Here is a 17,749-nt window from a genome sequence, read left to right as displayed (position 1 = left end):
GAACCCGAGTTGACCGTACGAGTGGTGATCGCCGACGACCAGGAACTGGTCCGCGCCGGCTTCGGCATGATCCTCGACGCCCAACCCGACATCGAGGTCGTCGCCGAAGTCGGCGACGGGCAGCAGGCCATCGACGCCGTGCGCAGCTTCGATCCCGACGTGCTGCTGCTGGACGTCCGGATGCCCGTGATGGACGGGCTGGAGGCGGCGCGTCGGGTCTGCGCCGAGTTCCCGCGCTGCAAGGTGATCATGCTGACCACCTTCGACGTCGACGACTACGTCTTCGACGCGCTGTACGCCGGGGCGAGCGGCTTCCTGCTCAAGGACGTCCGCCGCGACGACCTCGCCCACGCCGTCCGCGTCGTCAACTCCGGCGAGGCCCTCCTCGCCCCCTCCGTGACCCGCCGCGTCATCGGCGAAGTCACCGCCCGCAAGGCCGGCGGGACGCTGGCCGTCTCCCGACCGCTGGGCCTCCTCCTGGGCTCCCTCACCGCCCGCGAGCTGGAGACCCTGCGACTGGTGGCCCGGGGCATGTCGAACGCCGAGATCGCCGCGGAGCTGGTGGTCAGCGAGCACACGGTCAAGACGCACGTCAGCAACCTGCTCCAGAAGCTGGGGCTGCGGGACCGGGTGCACGCGGTGGTCTTCGCGTACGAGGCGGGAGCCGTCACGGCCGGGGAGTGACTGCGCGAGCAGGTGGGCGCGAAACCGGGGGCGCGGGGAACGGCGCGCAGCGGAAGGCACCCGACCGCAAGGTCGCGAAGCGGGCAATGACTTGCCATTGATCGCGACCTTGCGGACAGGTGTGCGCTTGTCGCGCAGTTCCCCGCGCCCCTGTTTTCGCGCCCACCTGCTGTCCTCGTCCCTACGGGGGAGTCCCGCGTTTCACCGTCGCGGGGGAGTCGCGCCGCAGGCCGTCGCGGCAGGGTTGCGGGTGTCGAAAAGGGCACTCACGCAAAGGGGTTGGGCGATGGTCACGGGGCGTCGGGCGTTGGGATGGGCGGCGGGGCTGCTGGCGGTGTACGGGGCGGTGCGGCTGGTGCCGGGCTCGCGGGGGGTGGGGCCGGGGTGGACGATCGGGCATGTCGCGCTGTTCGCGGGGATGGTGCTGATGGGTCTCGGCATGGTGGAGCTGTGGCGTCTGGGCGGTGCGGGCGGCGTCTGGGGCCGGGTCTGGTTGGGGGCGGGTCTCGCGGGGGTGCTGTCCGGGCTCGCGCAGAGCAGCATCGACCTGTACGCGAACGCGGTCTCGCAGGACTACGCGGCGCGTTCGGAGCTGTTCGATCGGGTGCAGTCGGTGCCGGGTGTGCTGCCGGTGGTGTACACGGTGGTGCCGATGATGCTGTACGTGGGCCTGCTGGCGCTGCTGGTGCGGCTGACGGTGCGCGGGGTGGTGCGCTGGTGGAGCCCGGTGCTGCTGCTGGTGGGCACGGTGCTGATGGGGGCGTCGTTGGACTTCATGCCGGTCGGTGCGGCGCTGTACCTGGCGGCGTTCTGGCCGGTGATAACGGGTGGTCAGAACCGGCTGCGGGCCGTACCGTCCGGGGCATGAGCGAGAAGCGTCCGCTGGTGGCGGTGTTGACGGGGGCGGGGATCTCCACGGACTCGGGGATTCCCGACTACCGTGGCCCGCAGGGGCTTTGGCAGCGTGATCCGAGTGCGCAGGAGCTGGTGACGATCGGCCCGTACCTGGCGAGCACCGAGGTGCGGCGCCGGTCCTGGCTGATGCGGCGGGATGCCGGCGCGGTCGGGGCGAAGCCGAACGCGGGGCATCGGGCGCTGGTCGAGCTGGAGCGGGCGGGCGTGCCGATGCGGGTGCTGACGCAGAACGTGGACGGCCTGCACCAGGCGGCGGGGTTGCCCGTCCGGAAGGTGATCGAGCTTCACGGGACGGCCGCCGAGGTGCAGTGCGTCGGGTGCCGGGCGGTCGGTCCGATGGCGGCGGCGCTGGAGCGGGTCGCGGCGGGGGAGGACGACCCGGCGTGTGCCGATTGCGGTGGGGTGCTGCGGCCGCGCACCGTGATGTTCGGCGAGGCGCTGGACGAAATGGTGCTGGTGAAGGCGGACGCGATCGCCAAGGGGTGTCAGGTGTTCCTGGCAGTGGGCAGTTCGCTCCAGGTGCATCCGGCGGCGCTGCTGCCGCGGATCGCGTTGGAGAACGACGCCCGGCTGATCGTCGTCAACGGCGAGCCCACGCCGTGGGACTGGGCGGCGCACGAGGTGGTCCGTGAGCCGATCTCGGAGGCGCTGCCGAAGCTGGTGCAGCGGCTGGTGAGCGGCGACCTGGCCCGGGGCTGAGGGTAAACCCGCAGGTCGGACGGCATACGATGGCGATCTGACGAGCAGGGAGAGAGCTCCATGGCGATCGATGCCTTCGACCCGTGGTCGGCCGAGTTCGTGGCCCACCCGTACCCGGCGTACGCGGCGCTGCGCGAGCAGTCGCCGGTCGTCCACTTCGAGCCGAGCGACCAGTGGCTGGTCTCCCGGTACGCGGACGTCAACGCGCTGCTGCGGGACCGACGGTTGGGCCGTACGTTCACGCACCGATTCAGCCACGAGGAGTTCGGGCAGCCCGCGCCGAACCCGGCGCACGAGCCGTTCCACACCCTGAACGACTACGGCCTGCTGGACCTGGAGGGCCCCGACCACACCCGGATCCGGCGGCTGGTGTCCAAGGCGTTCACCCCGCGCATGGTGGAGTCGCTGCGCCCGACCGTGCAGCGCCTCGCCGGCGAGCTGGTCGACGGGCTGCTCGCCGACGGCGGCGGCGACCTGATCGCGAAGGTCGCGGAGCCGCTGCCGGTCGCGGTGATCGCCGAGATGCTGGGCGTCCCGGAGTCGGACCGGCACCTGCTGCGGCCCTGGTCGTCCGACATCACCGGGATGTTCGAACTCAACCCGGACGAGGAGACGGCCCGCCGGGCGGTCACCGCCAGCCTCGAATTCTCCGGCTACCTGCGGGAGCTGATCCGCCGTCGGCGCGAGCAGCCCGGCGCCGACCTGATCAGCGCGCTGGCCCAGGCCGCCGAGGACGGGCAGGTGCTCAGCGAGCAGGAGATGATCTCCACCTGCGTGCTGCTGCTGAACGCGGGCCACGAGGCGACCGTCAACACCACCGGCAACGGCTGGTGGGCGCTGCTCCGCAACCCCGGCGAACTCGCCCGGCTGCGCGGCGCGGTGGACGAACTGCTGCCCACCGCCATCGAAGAGCTGATGCGCTACGACACCCCGCTGCAGATGTTCGAGCGCTGGGTGCTGGAGGACATCGAGGTCGGCACCGTACGGATCCCGCGCGGCGCGGAGGTGGCGCTGCTGTTCGGCTCCGCCAACCGCGACCCGGAGCGGTTCGCCGACCCCGACCGGCTCGACCTGGGCCGCTCCGACAACGCGCACATCACCTTCGGCGCCGGAATTCACTTCTGTCTCGGCGCTCCGCTTGCCAGACTCGAACTCACCGAGTCCTACGGCGCGCTGCTCCGCAAGGCCCCCGGGCTGACGCTGGTGCGCGAACCCGAGTGGAACCCCGGCTACGTGATCCGCGGACTCAAGGAACTGCTGGTCGAGGTCTGAGAGGGGCACGGGTCATGGGGCGGGCGACAGGGGCGATGCTGGGGCTGGCGATCGGCGATGCTCTGGGAAAGCGCACCGAGTTCCTGAACCTGGACGAGATCGGGCTGCTCAGCCCCCAGTGGCGGCAGCTCCCGCTGCCGAAGAAGGCCCAGGTCACCGACGACACCCAGATGACGTTGGCGCTCGCCCGTGCCCTGCGCACCGGCCTCGCCGAGGGCCCGCTCGTCCCGCTGCGCCTCGAACTGCCGCTGCGCGAGGAGTTCGTGGACTGGTGGCGCTCCCCGGACAACAATCGGGCCCCCGGCATGACCTGCCTGCGGTCCTGCTTCCGGCTGTCCACCGGCCGGCCCTGGCAGGACGCGTCCGACATCGGTTCCAAGGGCTGCGGGGCCAACATGCGGGTCGCCCCGCTCGGCCTGGTCCGGGAGTTGACGGACCGGCAGGTGTCCGGCGCGTCCCAGCTGCAGTCAGGCCTCACCCACGGCCACCCGACGGCGCTGGCCGCCAGCGAACTCACCGCGTTCACCGTCCGCTGGCTCGCCCAGGGCGTCGACCCGGCCGAGCTGCCCGCCCGGCTGCGCGCCCACGCTCACGAACAGCGCACCCGCTACGACGAGTTCTGGCTCGGCGACCTCGCCTCCCGGGACCACTTCGGCTCGCCGGAGGCGTTTATCGCCCGCGGCTGGGACGAGTGCCTGCTGGCCCTCGACCGGCTCGACTCCGCCCTCGCCGCGGGCGAAGTGGACGCCGATCCCTGCGAGCGGACGGGGGAGGGCTGGGTCGCCGAGGAGGCGTTCGCCACCGCGCTGCTCTGCTTCCTGCTGCTGCCCGACGACCCGGTCGCCGCCGTCCGCCGGGCCGCCGTCTCCTCCGGCGACTCCGACTCGCTGGCCTGCCTGGCCGGTGCGTTCGCCGGCGCCCGTCACGGCGAGGGCGCCTGGCCGGACGAGTGGGTGGAGCGGATCGAGTACCGCAAGGAGTTGCTGGCGTTCGGCGCGCTCTGGGACTGAGCCCGGGGCTCGTCAGCCCAGGCCCATGGCGGTCAGCCACTCCGGGAAGCCGGTCAGCAGCCGGTCGTACAGCTCGGCGTCGGCGAGCGCCCGCGGGTCGGCGCCGGCCGGGAAGAACCCGGCGTTGTCGACCGGGCGGCGGGCCGGGACGGGCAGTTCGTCGAGCCGGTGCAGGAAGGCGAACTCCTGGTCGGCGGGGTCGCCGAAGCCCACGAACTGCCAGTAGATCGGGAGTTCGGCGGCCAGGCAGAGCATGTCCCGGGCCGCCGCGCGGGAGGTCGGGCCGCCGTCGGTCTGGAACACCACCAGCGCCGGGTCGGTGGCCCCGGAGAGCTGGTAGTGCCGGATCACGGCCTTCATCGCCAGGTGGTAGTTGGTCCGGCCCATGTGCCCCAGCGAGAAGTGCAGGCGGCCGATCCGGTCCCGGTGGTCGTCGAGCGAGATCTCGGCGACGCCGTCCACCTCGGTGGAGAAGAAGACCACCGGCACCCGCCCGTCGTCGTCCAGGTGCGCCGAGAGCGCCAGCACCTGCTCGGCGAAGTGCTGGACGGTCCCGGACCGGTAGTGCGGCCGCATCGAGCCGGACCGGTCGAGCACCAGGTAGACGGCGGCCCGGGCGTGCTGGAGTCCGCGCTTGGCCAGGCTGACCCGCGCGGACTTGTACAGGTCGACCAGACCGGGCGCGGCGGCCGACACCTTCTCCAGGCTCAGCGCCACCGCGTCACCCGACCGGCAGCGGGTAGCGGTCGGCGAGCGCCGCCCGGTCGCCGTGGGCGAACGCCACCAGGTCGTCGGCCACCTGCAGCAGCACCTCCCGGCCCTCCACCAGCGCGCACCAGTCGGCAGGCAGGCCGGACAGGCCGTACATCGCGCCCACCAGGTTGCCGCAGACCGCGCCCGTGGAGTCGCTGTCGCCCGAGTGGTTCACGGCCAGCACCAGCGCCTCCCGGGCGTCCGCGCCGACCAGCGCCGCGTACACCGCGATCGCCAGGCACTCCTCGGCGACCCAGCCCAGGCCGACTCGTTCCACCGACTCCGCCGAACCCGGGCCCTCGTCGGCCACCCGCACCGCCCGGCGCAGCGCCTGGGTCGTCTCCGCGTTGTCCGGCACCGCCGCCAGCCTCGCCAGCGTCGAGGACACCGCCGCCCGCAGCGGCACCCCGGCCGCGACCCGCTCGATCAGCGCGGCGAACGCGCCCGCCGCCAGGTAGCCCGTCGGGTGACCGTGCGTCAGCTGCGCCGCCAGTGCGGCCTGCCGGAACGCCTCGTCCGGGCCCAGGCCGACCAGGCCGAACGGCGCCGAGCGCATCACCGTCCCGCAGCCCTTCGAGTTCGGGTTCACCGGGCCGTCCTGCCCGAACGGGACGGCCTCCGTGCAGTCCAGCACCACACCCGTCATGCAGGCGTTGCCCGGCGCGCGGGAGGCGTACAGGAACTCCTGCCCGGCCAGCCAGCCGTCCGGGAAGCGCTCGGGGCCGGGCAGCCGCTGGGTCTGGAACCAGCGGCGGTACGCGGCGTGCAGGTCCTCGCGGCGGCCGCCGCGCAGCAGGCCCTCCGCGGTGAACAGGGTCATCTGGGTGTCGTCGGTGACCTGGCCGCCGCGGCCGGCGTCCGCCAGGTCGGTCAGGCCCGCCTCGCCGTGCAGCTCCCGGATGCGGTCCAGCCGCAGGAACTCGATCGGCCACCCCAGCGCGTCGCCCAGCGCACCGCCGACCAGCGATCCGCGCACCCGTTCCGCGAACTCCATGCCCACCCCCTGTCCGCCGACGTTCCGTCAGCGCTCGATCCGGCCCGAACCCCGGTGCAGCGTGGCCCGGTCGGCGGCGGCCCGGCCCTCGACCCAGCCCTCGCCGTCGCTCACCCGCACCCGCTGCGACACCAGCTTCGGGAACATCCTGCCAACCGCGTCGTCCACGGCCTCGGCCCGGGCCGCCAGCACCGGCAGCAGCCCGCCGTCCGGGGTCGGCACCGGCAGCGCCCCGCCGCCGTCCTCGACGCCGCCCGGCTCGCCCGGCTCGGCCGGCCGCCCGGCCGCCGCGTCCTCGGTGGCCCGCTCGGTGGCGTCCGCCAGCCGCTCCCGGATCCGCGCCGCGTACGCCACCAGGAACGACTGCCGGAACGCCTTCGTCCGGGCCGCCCCGTCCTTGTGCTTGCGGCTGCCCGCCCGCTGCATCGCCGACGTCGCCTGCACCAGCAGCGAGGTGTACAGCAGCTCGACGCAGTCCAGGTCGGCGTCGAAGCCGATCACCGTGCAGAACCCGAACTCCTTCGCCCACACCACCCGGCACCGGTTCGCCGCCGCCACCGCGTCCAGCAGCATCGTCTTCGGGCCCTCGTACGGGTTGTCCACGCCGATCCGCAGCGCCGCCGGCCGGTCCGACGACGGCCCGCCCGCCGACAGCAGCGCCTCGTCGATCGAGTGACGAGCCATCAACTCCTGGGCCTTCGCCGTCAGCGCCTCCGCCTCGTCCGGGAAACCGGTCGACTCGGCCTTCGCCAGCAGCGCCCGGATCCGCCCCAGCATCCGCGGCTCCCCGCTGCGCGGCGCGCTCACCCGCGGCGCGGACTGCCCCGGCGCCGGGCCCACCGGCTGCACGGGAGGCAGCAGCGCCCACACCCGCAGCAGCTCCAGCGCCGCCGTGGCCAGCGCGAACCGGTCCATCCGGTGCCGGTCCGCGAACGCCTGCAGGTACGCCTCGTCGGACGCCCACCAGGGCTCCGCCTCCAACTCCCGCAGCTGCTCCTGCCAGCGCCGGTCCAGCGCGGCGGCCGGATGCCGGCGGCCCTCCGCGGCGATCAGGTCCACCGCCAGCGCCACCTGCACCGGGCCCAGCTCGCGCCGCGCCACCCGCACCAGGTCGGCCGGCCGCCAGCCCGCCGCCCAGCACCGGCCCACCGACCGGTCCGCGAAGCCCAGCAGCGCCCGGCTCACCAGCGGCCACCGGTCCGCGGACGCCGCCAGCGCCGAGGCCGCGCCGTCCACCACGAACTCCAGCCCGTCGGCCGGTGCGCCGACCACCCGGCCCACCGCCTCCGCCAGCAGCTCGTCCACGGGCTGATCGGTGATGGTCACGGCGGTCCTGCTTCCTGGGGCACGGGGGAGGGGCGCTCCCCATGATGCCGGAGCACGCGACCGGACCGCGCCGACTGCCGGGTCGGTCAGCCGCCCAGGGCCTCCCAGCCGCGGTCGATCTGCCGCTGCGCCGGGGTGCCGTCGGCGGTGAGCAGCGCCAGCAGCGCGGCCCCGTCGGCGGGGCGGTCGGCGAGGTCTTTGGCGAGGGCGCGCCCGACGGTGTCGGCCAGCTCCGGGTCGAGCGCGCGGACGGCGGCGACCGCCGCCGGGTCGGGGTCCTCGTTGACGATCCGGTGGTAGACGGCGTACGGGTTGGCGGTGGCGAACGGGCTGTCGCCGTGCGCCGCGCAGATCAGGCAGCAGGCCCACGCCCAGACGTCGGCGGCCGGCCCGACCGGGCCCTCGGCCAGCTGCTCCGGGGCCATGAAGACCGGCGTGCCGACCATGCCGCCGGTCCGGGTCAGCCGGGTGTGGTCGACCATCAGCGAGATTCCGAAGTCCAGCAGCTTGGGGCCGTCGCTGGTCATCATGATGTTGGACGGCTTCAGGTCGCGGTGCACCAGCCCGCCGCGGTGCAGGGCGTCCAGGGCGACGGCCAGCGCCACCGCGAGCGCGCGCAGCGCGGCCGGGTCGGCCAGCGGGCCGCGCTCGCGCAGCAGGGCCTGCAGGGGGCGGCCGTCGAGCAGCTCCATGGCGATGAACGGGGTGCCGTCGGCGACGCCGGTGTCCAGCACCCGGGCGGTGTGCGCGGCGGGCGCCTGGGCCAGCACCTTCGCCTCGTTCGCGAACCGGCGGTGCAGCTCCTCGTCGTGCTCGGTGTCGGCGTGCAGGGTCTTCAGCGCGACCTGGGTGGCCGAGCCCTGACGGCGCGCCAGGTAGACGGTGCCGAACCCGCCGGAGCCGATCAGCCCGATCAGCCGGTACGCGCCGATCGCGGTCGGCGCCCCGCTCGGCAGCGGCTTGACGTCGACCGTCGGCAGGCCGTCCGGGCTCGGCGGCCCGTCCGGCCTGCGCACCGTCGCCACCGCGTCCGGGTCGCGCACCGTGCCGTCCACCGCCGTCGGCGCGGCCGGCGCGCCGGCCGCTGTGGGCTCGGCCGCGAACCGGGCCGCCGCGTCGGCGAGTTCGGCGTCCCGGGCGGCCCGCAACGCCTCGGACTCGGCGAGCACCGCGCGGGCGGTCTCGGCGTCCCGGGCGGCGGCCGCCGCCTCGTTCTGCGCGGCGGCGGCCCGCGCGGCGGCCTCCCGGGCACGGCGGGTGCGCTGCGCCTCGCGGGTCTCGCGGATCGACTGCAACCGGGCGGAGGCGGCCGCGCCGAGCGTGTCGACGGTGTCCCGGACCGCCCCGGCGGGCGCGTCGGCGGACGCGGCGACGCCCGTCAGCGGCGGGGCGGCGAGGGCCGTCGGCAGCAGGTTCAGGCGGCGGGTGGCGTACAGCGAGCACAGCTGCCACACCACCAGCGCGAGCAGCGCGCCGTTCGGCAGCACCAGCGGCATCAGCAGGAACTGGGCGGCCAGCACCGGCACCAGGTAGCGGCGCAGCCGGGAGTGCTCCCAGGTGCCGGACGGCATCCGGGTGCACAGCACCAGGAACCGGGTGCGGGCCCACAGCAGCTGCCACAGCGCGGTCAGCACCAGGCCGGTCAGCGCCGCGCCGAGCCCGCCCTCGCCGCCGAACAGCGCGAGCAGCCCGCGCGCCGCCAGCCACGGCGGGCTGGTGCGCACGGCCTCCTGATCGACGGCGTCGTCCCCCCGGAACTGCCGGTGCATGGCGATCCACAGCAGCACGGTGAGCCCGGCGCCCACCAGCACGGGCAGCACGAGCTCCACCGCGGCGGCGATCCGCCGGGGCGGGTACGCGGTGCGCAGCGCCCGCAGTTCGAACTGGCGGCGGGAGGCGTCCCCGGCCAGCAGGGTGCGGATCTGGGTCCGCCGGGCGCGGCTGAGCAGCCGGGCCCGGTAGCCGTGCTGGCTGCGGCCGAGGGTGACGACGGTGACCAGCCGCAGCACCAGCAGCACCACGAGCATCGGCAGCACGGTCTGCTTCCAGAACGGACTGTCGGTCCAGCCGTAGTGCGTCAGGTGCGTCGCCGCGGCGATCGGCGTCCCCATGGTGTGTCCTCCCCGTGCACACGGGTCGGCCCCGGGCGCGCACGCATGATAGCGGCGGGCCCGGGGCCGGTCGGGGGGTCCGTCAGCGCTCGATCACCCGGGTGAGGATCTCCGGCAGCCGCTTGATCAGCCCGCCGGACGCGATCCGGACGCCCAGCAGGACCATCCCCGCGCCGTACAGCACACCGGCCGGCAGCACCGGCCAGACCGGCGAGTGGGAGATCAGCAGGACGCCGAGCGTGATGCCGAGCGGCGCGCAGCCCAGCGTGACGCCGAACATCGAGCCGAAGGCGTTGAGCATCACCACGCCGTTCTGCCCGGGCGCGGCGCTGCGCATCGGGTTGCCGTCGGCGGGCACCGCGTACGGGGCGTACACGCTGGTCACGCAGCCCAGGCCGACGCCGGTGCCGAGCGCGGCGAGCGCCAGGCCGAGCGCGGGCGCGAGCTCCGCCCACTTGCCGGTGACGGCGGCGAGCACCGGTCCGACCAGCAGCAGAACGGCGACGCCGTACAGCAGGACGGCGAACACCCGGCCGCGCAGCTCGTCGCGGGCGTCCCGACGGGTGCTCAGGGTGGCGGCGACCATCCAGAACCCGGAGCCGTCCATGCCGAACAGGTTGCCGGACTGCAGACCGAGCATCAGCGCGCCGATCGCGATCACGTACACCGAGCTCCAGCCCTGGACCACCGACAGCGCCGCGATCACGCAGGTCATGCCGATGCCGGTGAAGAGCGCGACCTTCGCGCGGGGCTCCCGCCAGGTGTAGCGCAGGTGCCGCTGGGCGACGGTGCCGGCCCGGCCGGCGGGCAGCAGCCGCCAGAACCGGGAGCCCGTGCCGGAGTGCACCGAGGACGTCTCCACCAGGGTGGAGGCGTCGCCGGAGACCATCAGGTCCTGCAGACTGCGCAGCCACCAGCGCAGCAGGACGGCCAGCAGGCCGCCGGCGAGCGCGAGTTGCAGCGCCGCGACCAGGTAGGCGCCCTCGCCGGCCGAGCGCACCGCGTCGATCGCGGAGACCGGCGGGATCCAGCGCACCACCGCGGCGTACGGGTGCAGCACCGACAGGTCGAGGCCCTTGGGGTCCTGGAAGCCGCTCTGCATGCCCAGGTTGCCGAGCTGGATCAGCAGCGCGAACAGCAGGCCGCCGAAGATCGCGAAGTCCTTGCCGCGCCGGCTGGACAGCAGCCGGGCGTTGGCGGCGGCCACCGAGCGGGTCAGCGCGATCAGCAGCAGCAGGGTGAGCGGCACCGCGAGCACCGCGACGACCGCGGAGGCCGCGCCCTGCCCGCCGGCCGCGGCGGCGCCGATCAGCAGCAGCAGGCCGACCAGCGGGCCGGGGCCGACCAGGCTGCCCAGCAGGGTGCCGCGCAGCAGGGCCCGCGGGCGGAGCGGCAGCATGGTGAGCCGGGTCGGGTCGGCGCTCTCGTCGCCGGCGAAGAAGAACAGCGGCAGGGCGGCCCAGGAGACGGCCAGTCCGGCGGTCAGCACCGCGGCGGCGTCGGCGGCGCCCGCGTGCCCGCGCAGCGCCACCATGCCGACGGCCGCGGACACGCCGAACAGCAGGCCGAGGCTGGTGCCGACCAGGAAGCCGGCGGCCCGGCCGGGGCTGCGCCGCAGCCCGTTGCGCAGCAGCCGGAGCTTGAGCGAGACCAGCGCGCGGACGACGGCCCGGTCGTCCGCGGCGGACACGTCGGGGGTTGCGGCAGCGGTCGTGGTGCTCACCGGTGGCCCCCACCGAGCCAGCCGAGCGCCTGCCCGTCGTCCTCGCGGACGCCGACCAGCCCGAGGAACGCCTGGTGCAGCGAGGTCTCGCCGCGCACCTGGTCGAGCGGCCCGGCGGCGACCACCCGGCCGGCGTTGACCACGGCGACCCAGTCGCACAGCGACTCGACGAGTTCCATGACGTGGCTGGAGAACACCACGGTGGAGCCGGAGGCGGCGTACCGGGTGAGCACGCCGCGGATGGTCTGCGCGGACACCGGGTCGACGCCCTCGAACGGCTCGTCCAGGAACAGCACGTCGGGGTTGTGCAGCAGCGCCGCGGCCAGGCCGATCTTCTTGCGCATGCCGGTGGAGTAGTCGGCGACCAGCTTGTCGGCGGAGCCGGTCAGGTCGAGCACGGCGAGCAGTTCCTCGGCGCGCCGGTCGGTCTCCGGGCCGGGCAGGCCGCGCAACCGGCCGTTGTACTGCAGCAGTTCACGGCCGCTGAGGCGCTCGAACATCCGCAGGCCCTCGGGCAGGATGCCGATCCGGGACTTGACCGCGACCGGGTCCTGCCAGACGTCGGCCCCGTGCACCAGCACGGTGCCCTGGTCGGGGCGGAGCAGGCCGGTGACCATCGACAGCGTGGTGGTCTTGCCGGCGCCGTTCGGGCCGACCAGTCCGATGAACGAACCGGCGGGCAGGTCGAGGTTCAGTCCGGCGACGGCGGTCTGCGCTCCGAAGCGCTTCCACAGGTCGCGGATCGAGACGGCGGGCGGCGTGGTGGTCGCCTCCATGGCGGGTGGTCTCCTTGTCGAGTCGGTCCTGTCGGTCCTGGCCGGGCCACTCGACCTTATGATCATTTCTTTACCTTTCCATCCCCCATGTGGCGGTATTGGCCGCTTGGGGGCGGGTGGCCGACCGTCACCCGCCGCAGCCCGGCAACTACCCGGACGCCCCGTTCGTCCTGCATCCTGAGGAGCGCACGCGCAGTGCGGGGAACGGGAGGTGGCCGAGATGGCCGGTCAGTGGGGAACGCCGGCGCCGTACGGGCAGCAGCCCTGGCAGCCGGCGACGACGCCGCAGTCCGCGATGCGCGCCGCGCACGCCGACCGCGAGCGCACCGTGGACGTGCTGAAGGCCGCCTACGCCGAGGGCCGGCTCACCGCCGCCGAGTACGAGCACCGGATGGCCTCCGCCCATCAGGCCGCCACCTACGGCCAGTTGTCCTCCCTGGTCGGCGACCTGCCGTCCGGACCGGTGGTCGCCCCGTTCGGCGCCGCCGTCCCGGCGACCTTCCTGCCGCAGCCGCCCCCGCTGCCCGTCGCGCCGAGCAACAACGGCCTGGCGGTGGCCTCGGCGATCCTCGGCGGCCTGACCCTGTTCACCTTCGGCCTGACCGGCGTGCCCGCCGTGATCACCGGCCACATCGCCCGTTCACAGATCCGCCGCACCCGGGAGGACGGCGACGGTCTGGCGATCTTCGGCCTGGTGTTCGGCTGGCTCTCACTCGCCGGTTGGGTGGCGTTCCTCCTCCTGGTGGTCCTGGCGGCCGGCAGCGGCTCGCCGCACTGAGCCGGGTTTCGGCAGGTCGGCGCGGGCCCGGGCGGCGGCGGCCCCGGCGCGCCCCATTTGTTTTGACCGCCGCCTGTGCGCTAGGTACGCTCTGACCTTGTGCCTGGGGTGTGCCCGGGTCCTTGTGCGTGCCAGCAGATCGGCCGCCGTGGCGGAGACTCCACCCGCCCGGCCTGTGTCGTAGCCGCAGCTCAGCTCGGGATTCCGTGATTCTTCCCCCGAAGAAGGCCCAACACGCCCGACCGCGTGGGTCGGAGAGTGGGGGCCACACCGCAGGTTAGTTTCACCAAGCCTTGGCACACAGAAAACGGAGAAACGGTGCCTACGATCCAGCAGCTGGTCCGAAAGGGCCGGCAGGACAAGGTCGAGAAGAACAAGACGCCCGCACTGAAGGGTTCGCCCCAGCGTCGCGGCGTCTGCACGCGTGTGTACACGACCACCCCGAAGAAGCCGAACTCGGCTCTCCGTAAGGTCGCCCGTGTGCGCCTCACCAGCGGGATCGAGGTCACCGCTTACATCCCGGGCGAGGGCCACAACCTGCAGGAACACTCCATCGTGCTGGTCCGCGGTGGCCGTGTGAAGGACCTTCCTGGTGTCCGCTACAAGATCATCCGCGGCTCCCTCGACACCCAGGGTGTCAAGAACCGCAAGCAGGCTCGCAGCCGCTACGGCGCCAAGAAGGAGAAGTAAGAATGCCTCGTAAGGGCCCCGCCCCGAAGCGCCCGGTCATCATCGACCCGGTTTACGGCTCCCCGCTGGTGACCTCGCTGGTCAACAAGATCCTGCTGCACGGCAAGCGCTCCACCGCCGAGCGGATCGTCTACGGCGCCCTTGAGGGCGTCCGTGAGAAGACCGGCGCCGACCCGGTCGTCGCGCTGAAGCGCGCGCTGGAGAACGTCAAGCCGACCCTTGAGGTCAAGTCCCGCCGCGTCGGCGGCGCCACCTACCAGGTGCCGGTCGAGGTCCGCCCGGGCCGCGCCAACACCCTGGCGCTGCGCTGGCTGGTCGGTTACTCCCGCGCCCGTCGCGAGAAGACCATGACCGAGCGTCTGCTCAACGAGATCCTCGACGCCAGCAACGGTCTGGGCGCTTCCGTGAAGCGTCGCGAGGACACCCACAAGATGGCCGAGTCCAACAAGGCCTTCGCGCACTACCGCTGGTAGTCCGAACCCCGTCACTAGACAGAGAGAGAACGAGCCACCATGGCTGCAACCTCCCTTGACCTCGCCAAGGTCCGCAACATCGGGATCATGGCGCACATCGACGCGGGCAAGACCACCACCACCGAGCGGATCCTGTTCTACACCGGTGTCTCGTACAAGATCGGTGAGGTCCACGATGGCGCTGCCACCATGGACTGGATGGAGCAGGAGCAGGAGCGCGGCATCACCATCACGTCGGCCGCGACGACCTGCCACTGGACCCTCGACGGTGTCGAGAACACGATCAACATCATCGACACCCCGGGCCACGTCGACTTCACCGTCGAGGTGGAGCGCTCGCTGCGCGTCCTCGACGGTGGCGTGACGGTGTTCGACGGCGTCGCCGGTGTCGAGCCCCAGTCCGAGACCGTGTGGCGGCAGGCTGACCGCTACGGTGTCCCGCGCATCTGCTTCATCAACAAGCTGGACCGCACGGGCGCCAACTTCTTCTTCTGCGTGCAGACCATCGTGGACCGCCTCGGCGCCACCCCGCTGGTCATGCAGCTGCCGATCGGCGCCGAGGCCGACTTCACCGGTGTCGTCGACCTGGTGAAGATGAAGGCCCTGGTCTACTCGGCCGACGCCCCCAAGGGCGAGATGTACGACACCGTCGAGATCCCGGCCGACCTGGCCGAGCAGGCGGCGGAGTACCGCGAGGCCCTGATCGACACCGTGTCGAACATCAGCGACGAGGTGATGGAGCTCGCCCTGGAGGGCGAAGACATCCCCGAGGAGCTGCTGGTCGCCGCGATCCGCAAGGGCACCCTGGACTCGTCCTTCACCCCGATCTTCTGCGGCTCCGCGTTCAAGAACAAGGGCGTCCAGCCCCTGCTCGACGCGGTCGTGAAGTACCTGCCGTCGCCGCTCGACATCGAGGGCATCGAGGGTACGAAGCCGGGCAACGACGAGGAGAAGATCGTCCGTCAGGCCTCTGACGACGAGCCGCTCGCCGCCCTCGCGTTCAAGATCATGTCTGACCCGCACCTGGGCAAGCTCACCTTCGTCCGCGTGTACTCCGGCCGCCTGGAGTCCGGCACCTCGGTGCTGAACTCCGTCAAGGGCAAGAAGGAGCGCATCGGCAAGATCTACCGCATGCACGCGAACAAGCGTGAGGAGATCGACTCGGTGGGCGCCGGCGACATCATCGCCGTCATGGGCCTGAAGCAGACCACCACCGGTGAGACGCTGTCCGACGAGAAGCAGCCGGTCATCCTGGAGTCCATGGACTTCCCGGCCCCGGTCATCCGCGTCGCGATCGAGCCCAAGTCCAAGGGCGACCAGGAGAAGCTGGGTGTCGCCATCCAGCGCCTGGCCGAGGAGGACCCGTCCTTCCAGGTCAACACGGACGAAGAGACCGGCCAGACCATCATCGCGGGTATGGGCGAGCTGCACCTTGAGGTGCTGGTCGACCGTATGCGCCGTGAGTTCAAGGTCGAGGCCAACGTCGGCAAGCCGCAGGTCGCGTACCGCGAGACGATCCGCAAGGCCGTCGAGCGCATCGACTACACGCACAAGAAGCAGACCGGTGGCTCCGGCCAGTTCGCGAAGATCCAGATCGCGATCGAGCCGCTCGAGTCCGGCGAGGGCTACGAGTTCGTCAACAAGGTCACCGGTGGCCGCGTCCCGCGGGAGTACATCCCCTCGGTCGACGCCGGTTGCCAGGAGGCCATGGAGTTCGGCGTGCTCGCCGGCTACCCGCTCCAGGGCGTTCGCGTGAGCCTGCTCGACGGTGCGTCGCACGACGTCGACTCGTCCGAGCTCGCGTTCAAGATCGCCGGTTCCATGGCGTTCAAGGAAGGTGCCAAGAAGGCGTCGCCGGCTCTGCTCGAGCCGATGATGGCCGTCGAGGTCACCACCCCCGAGGACTACATGGGCGACGTGATCGGCGACATCAACTCCCGCCGTGGCCAGATCCGGGCCATGGAGGAGCGTCACGGCGCCCGCGTCGTCAAGGCGCTGGTGCCGCTGTCCGAGATGTTCGGCTACGTCGGTGACCTGCGCAGCAAGACCTCTGGTCGCGCAAGCTACTCGATGCAGTTCGACTCGTACGCCGAGGTTCCGCGGAACGTGGCGGACGACATCATCGCCAAGGCCAAGGGCGAGTGACGTCCCGGTAATCGGGATGAATCAGACCCTTTAGGCTAGAAGGAGGGCACCCGGACGTCACCCGTCCGGGCTCCGCCCGGGAGCCCTCCGGCACCCCCACCCGCGGGACGGCATGGGGCGCAACCAGCGCCCCGTACCAATAACCCGATCCAGACCAACTGACGTCGTACGGCGTACAGAACTGTCCTCAGGAGGACTGCAGTGGCGAAGGCGAAGTTCGAGCGGACGAAGCCCCACGTCAACATCGGCACCATTGGTCACATCGACCACGGTAAGACCACGCTGACCGCGGCCATCACCAAGGTGCTGCACGACGCGTACCCGGACATCAACCCCTTCACGCCGTTCGACCAGATCGACAAGGCGCCGGAGGAGCGTCAGCGCGGTATCACCATCTCCATCGCGCACGTCGAGTACCAGACCGAGGCGCGTCACTACGCCCACGTCGACTGCCCGGGTCACGCGGACTACATCAAGAACATGATCACCGGTGCGGCCCAGATGGACGGTGCGATCCTCGTCGTCGCCGCCACCGACGGCCCGATGCCGCAGACCAAGGAGCACGTCCTCCTGGCCCGCCAGGTCGGCGTCCCCTACATCGTCGTCGCCCTGAACAAGGCCGACATGGTGGACGACGAGGAGATCCTGGAGCTCGTCGAGCTCGAGGTCCGTGAGCTCCTCTCCGAGTACGAGTTCCCGGGCGACGACCTGCCGGTCGTCCGCGTCTCCGCGCTGAAGGCGCTGGAGGGCGACAAGGAGTGGGGCGAGAAGCTCCTCGGCCTGATGCACGCGGTCGACGAGGCCATCCCGACCCCGGCTCGCCTCACCGACCAGCCGTTCCTGATGCCGATCGAGGACGTCTTCACGATCACCGGTCGTGGCACCGTCGTCACCGGTCGTATCGAGCGTGGCATCCTCAAGGTCAACGAGACCGTCGACATCATCGGCATCAAGACCACCAAGACCACCACCACGGTCACCGGTATCGAGATGTTCCGCAAGCTGCTCGACGAGGGCCAGGCCGGTGAGAACGTCGGTCTGCTGCTCCGTGGCATCAAGCGCGAGGACGTCGAGCGCGGCCAGGTCATCATCAAGCCGGGTTCGGTCACCCCGCACACCGACTTCGAGGCCCAGGCCTACATCCTGTCGAAGGACGAGGGTGGCCGTCACACCCCGTTCTTCAACAACTACCGCCCGCAGTTCTACTTCCGTACCACGGACGTGACCGGCGTCGTGACCCTCCCCGAGGGCACCGAGATGGTCATGCCGGGCGACAACACCGCCATGACCGTCGCGCTGATCCAGCCCGTCGCCATGGAGGAGGGCCTGAAGTTCGCCATCCGTGAGGGTGGCCGCACCGTCGGCGCCGGCCAGGTCACCAAGATCGTCAAGTAATTCGA

Annotated in this window: 16 protein-coding genes; 10 read left to right on the top strand and 6 right to left on the bottom strand. The window is 72.2% G+C overall.

The window, feature by feature from the left end:
• Positions 1–9 precede the first annotated feature (9 nt).
• The 5 genes from IEZ12_RS08640 to IEZ12_RS08620 all read left to right on the top strand — a co-directional run bounded on the left by IEZ12_RS08640 (position 10) and on the right by IEZ12_RS08620 (position 4,580).
• Entirely contained in the window at positions 10–684 is a 675-nt protein-coding gene (locus tag IEZ12_RS08640) for a response regulator (RefSeq protein WP_043914619.1), read from the top strand.
• 286 nt (positions 685–970) lie between these two features.
• Positions 971–1,552: a hypothetical protein gene (locus tag IEZ12_RS08635; protein WP_189271489.1), complete on the top strand. Its 582-nt coding sequence runs from the start codon at positions 971–973 to the stop codon at positions 1,550–1,552.
• Positions 1,549–2,298, top strand: a complete 750-nt coding sequence (locus IEZ12_RS08630; RefSeq protein WP_189271488.1) for an SIR2 family NAD-dependent protein deacylase — start codon at positions 1,549–1,551, stop codon at positions 2,296–2,298. The genes IEZ12_RS08635 and IEZ12_RS08630 overlap by 4 nt, the downstream gene beginning before the upstream one ends.
• A 60-nt stretch (positions 2,299–2,358) precedes the next feature.
• On the top strand, positions 2,359–3,570 hold the full coding sequence (locus IEZ12_RS08625; protein WP_189271487.1) for a cytochrome P450: 1,212 nt from the start codon (positions 2,359–2,361) through the stop codon (positions 3,568–3,570).
• 14 nt (positions 3,571–3,584) lie between these two features.
• The gene (locus IEZ12_RS08620; protein ID WP_189271486.1) at positions 3,585–4,580 is read left to right on the top strand and encodes an ADP-ribosylglycohydrolase family protein; all 996 of its coding nucleotides are present in this window, start codon (positions 3,585–3,587) and stop codon (positions 4,578–4,580) included.
• A 12-nt stretch (positions 4,581–4,592) separates the two neighbouring features.
• Here IEZ12_RS08620 and IEZ12_RS08615 read toward each other — a convergent pair whose 3' ends face one another.
• The 6 genes from IEZ12_RS08615 to IEZ12_RS08590 form a co-directional block, all read right to left on the bottom strand.
• A complete protein-coding gene (locus tag IEZ12_RS08615; RefSeq protein ID WP_189271485.1) occupies positions 4,593–5,297 on the bottom strand; it encodes a VWA domain-containing protein in 705 nt (234 codons plus the stop codon).
• Positions 5,298–5,301: 4 nt separating this feature from the next.
• Positions 5,302–6,327, bottom strand: coding sequence for an ADP-ribosylglycohydrolase family protein (locus IEZ12_RS08610; RefSeq protein ID WP_043914606.1), 1,026 nt, complete (start codon positions 6,325–6,327; stop codon positions 5,302–5,304).
• Positions 6,328–6,354: 27 nt separating this feature from the next.
• Positions 6,355–7,653, bottom strand: a complete 1,299-nt coding sequence (locus IEZ12_RS08605) for a DUF2786 domain-containing protein (RefSeq protein ID WP_189271484.1) — start codon at positions 7,651–7,653, stop codon at positions 6,355–6,357.
• 86 nt (positions 7,654–7,739) lie between these two features.
• Positions 7,740–9,764 carry a serine/threonine-protein kinase gene (locus IEZ12_RS08600; RefSeq protein ID WP_189271483.1) on the bottom strand — a complete coding sequence of 675 codons (2,025 nt, stop codon included), beginning with the start codon at positions 9,762–9,764 and terminating at the stop codon, positions 7,740–7,742.
• An 82-nt stretch (positions 9,765–9,846) separates the two neighbouring features.
• Complete coding sequence (locus tag IEZ12_RS08595) at positions 9,847–11,487, bottom strand: transporter (protein ID WP_189271482.1); 1,641 nt, start codon at positions 11,485–11,487, stop codon at positions 9,847–9,849.
• Positions 11,484–12,263 (bottom strand): ABC transporter ATP-binding protein, encoded by a 780-nt coding sequence (locus IEZ12_RS08590; RefSeq protein WP_043914601.1) that lies wholly within the window; start codon positions 12,261–12,263, stop codon positions 11,484–11,486. The genes IEZ12_RS08595 and IEZ12_RS08590 overlap by 4 nt, the downstream gene beginning before the upstream one ends.
• A 220-nt stretch (positions 12,264–12,483) precedes the next feature.
• On the opposite strand from IEZ12_RS08590, the gene IEZ12_RS08585 reads away from it, so the two are divergent.
• From IEZ12_RS08585 to tuf, 5 genes are all read left to right on the top strand, one after another.
• Positions 12,484–13,041: a DUF1707 and DUF4190 domain-containing protein gene (locus tag IEZ12_RS08585; RefSeq protein WP_308431015.1), complete on the top strand. Its 558-nt coding sequence runs from the start codon at positions 12,484–12,486 to the stop codon at positions 13,039–13,041.
• Positions 13,042–13,359: 318 nt separating this feature from the next.
• Complete coding sequence (gene rpsL, locus IEZ12_RS08580; protein ID WP_014144289.1) at positions 13,360–13,731, top strand: 30S ribosomal protein S12; 372 nt, start codon at positions 13,360–13,362, stop codon at positions 13,729–13,731.
• A 2-nt stretch (positions 13,732–13,733) separates the two neighbouring features.
• Positions 13,734–14,204 (top strand): 30S ribosomal protein S7, encoded by a 471-nt coding sequence (gene rpsG / locus IEZ12_RS08575; protein ID WP_030457432.1) that lies wholly within the window; start codon positions 13,734–13,736, stop codon positions 14,202–14,204.
• Positions 14,205–14,243: 39 nt separating this feature from the next.
• The gene (gene fusA / locus IEZ12_RS08570; protein ID WP_189271481.1) at positions 14,244–16,349 is read left to right on the top strand and encodes an elongation factor G; all 2,106 of its coding nucleotides are present in this window, start codon (positions 14,244–14,246) and stop codon (positions 16,347–16,349) included.
• 201 nt (positions 16,350–16,550) lie between these two features.
• Positions 16,551–17,744, top strand: coding sequence for an elongation factor Tu (gene tuf, locus IEZ12_RS08565; protein ID WP_030457430.1), 1,194 nt, complete (start codon positions 16,551–16,553; stop codon positions 17,742–17,744).
• The last annotated feature ends 5 nt before the right edge of the window (positions 17,745–17,749 follow it).

Source organism: Kitasatospora griseola, from assembly GCF_014648555.1.
Lineage (GTDB): Bacteria > Actinomycetota > Actinomycetes > Streptomycetales > Streptomycetaceae > Kitasatospora > Kitasatospora griseola.
Note: the sequence above shows the minus strand (reverse complement) of the source record. Positions and strands in the feature narration are given on the sequence as shown.

What these genes read in the sequence shown, in the direction of transcription:
- IEZ12_RS08610 (WP_043914606.1), bottom strand. Translation starts at nt 6,327, where the DNA reads ATGGAGTTCGCGGAACGGGTGCGCGGATCGCTGGTCGGCGGTGCGCTG.
- IEZ12_RS08585 (WP_308431015.1), top strand. Translation starts at nt 12,484, where the DNA reads ATGGCCGGTCAGTGGGGAACGCCGGCGCCGTACGGGCAGCAGCCCTGG.
- rpsG (WP_030457432.1), top strand. Translation starts at nt 13,734, where the DNA reads ATGCCTCGTAAGGGCCCCGCCCCGAAGCGCCCGGTCATCATCGACCCG.
- IEZ12_RS08635 (WP_189271489.1), top strand. Translation starts at nt 971, where the DNA reads ATGGTCACGGGGCGTCGGGCGTTGGGATGGGCGGCGGGGCTGCTGGCG.
- IEZ12_RS08625 (WP_189271487.1), top strand. Translation starts at nt 2,359, where the DNA reads ATGGCGATCGATGCCTTCGACCCGTGGTCGGCCGAGTTCGTGGCCCAC.
- IEZ12_RS08590 (WP_043914601.1), bottom strand. Translation starts at nt 12,263, where the DNA reads ATGGAGGCGACCACCACGCCGCCCGCCGTCTCGATCCGCGACCTGTGG.
- IEZ12_RS08620 (WP_189271486.1), top strand. Translation starts at nt 3,585, where the DNA reads ATGGGGCGGGCGACAGGGGCGATGCTGGGGCTGGCGATCGGCGATGCT.
- fusA (WP_189271481.1), top strand. Translation starts at nt 14,244, where the DNA reads ATGGCTGCAACCTCCCTTGACCTCGCCAAGGTCCGCAACATCGGGATC.
- IEZ12_RS08630 (WP_189271488.1), top strand. Translation starts at nt 1,549, where the DNA reads ATGAGCGAGAAGCGTCCGCTGGTGGCGGTGTTGACGGGGGCGGGGATC.
- IEZ12_RS08600 (WP_189271483.1), bottom strand. Translation starts at nt 9,764, where the DNA reads ATGGGGACGCCGATCGCCGCGGCGACGCACCTGACGCACTACGGCTGG.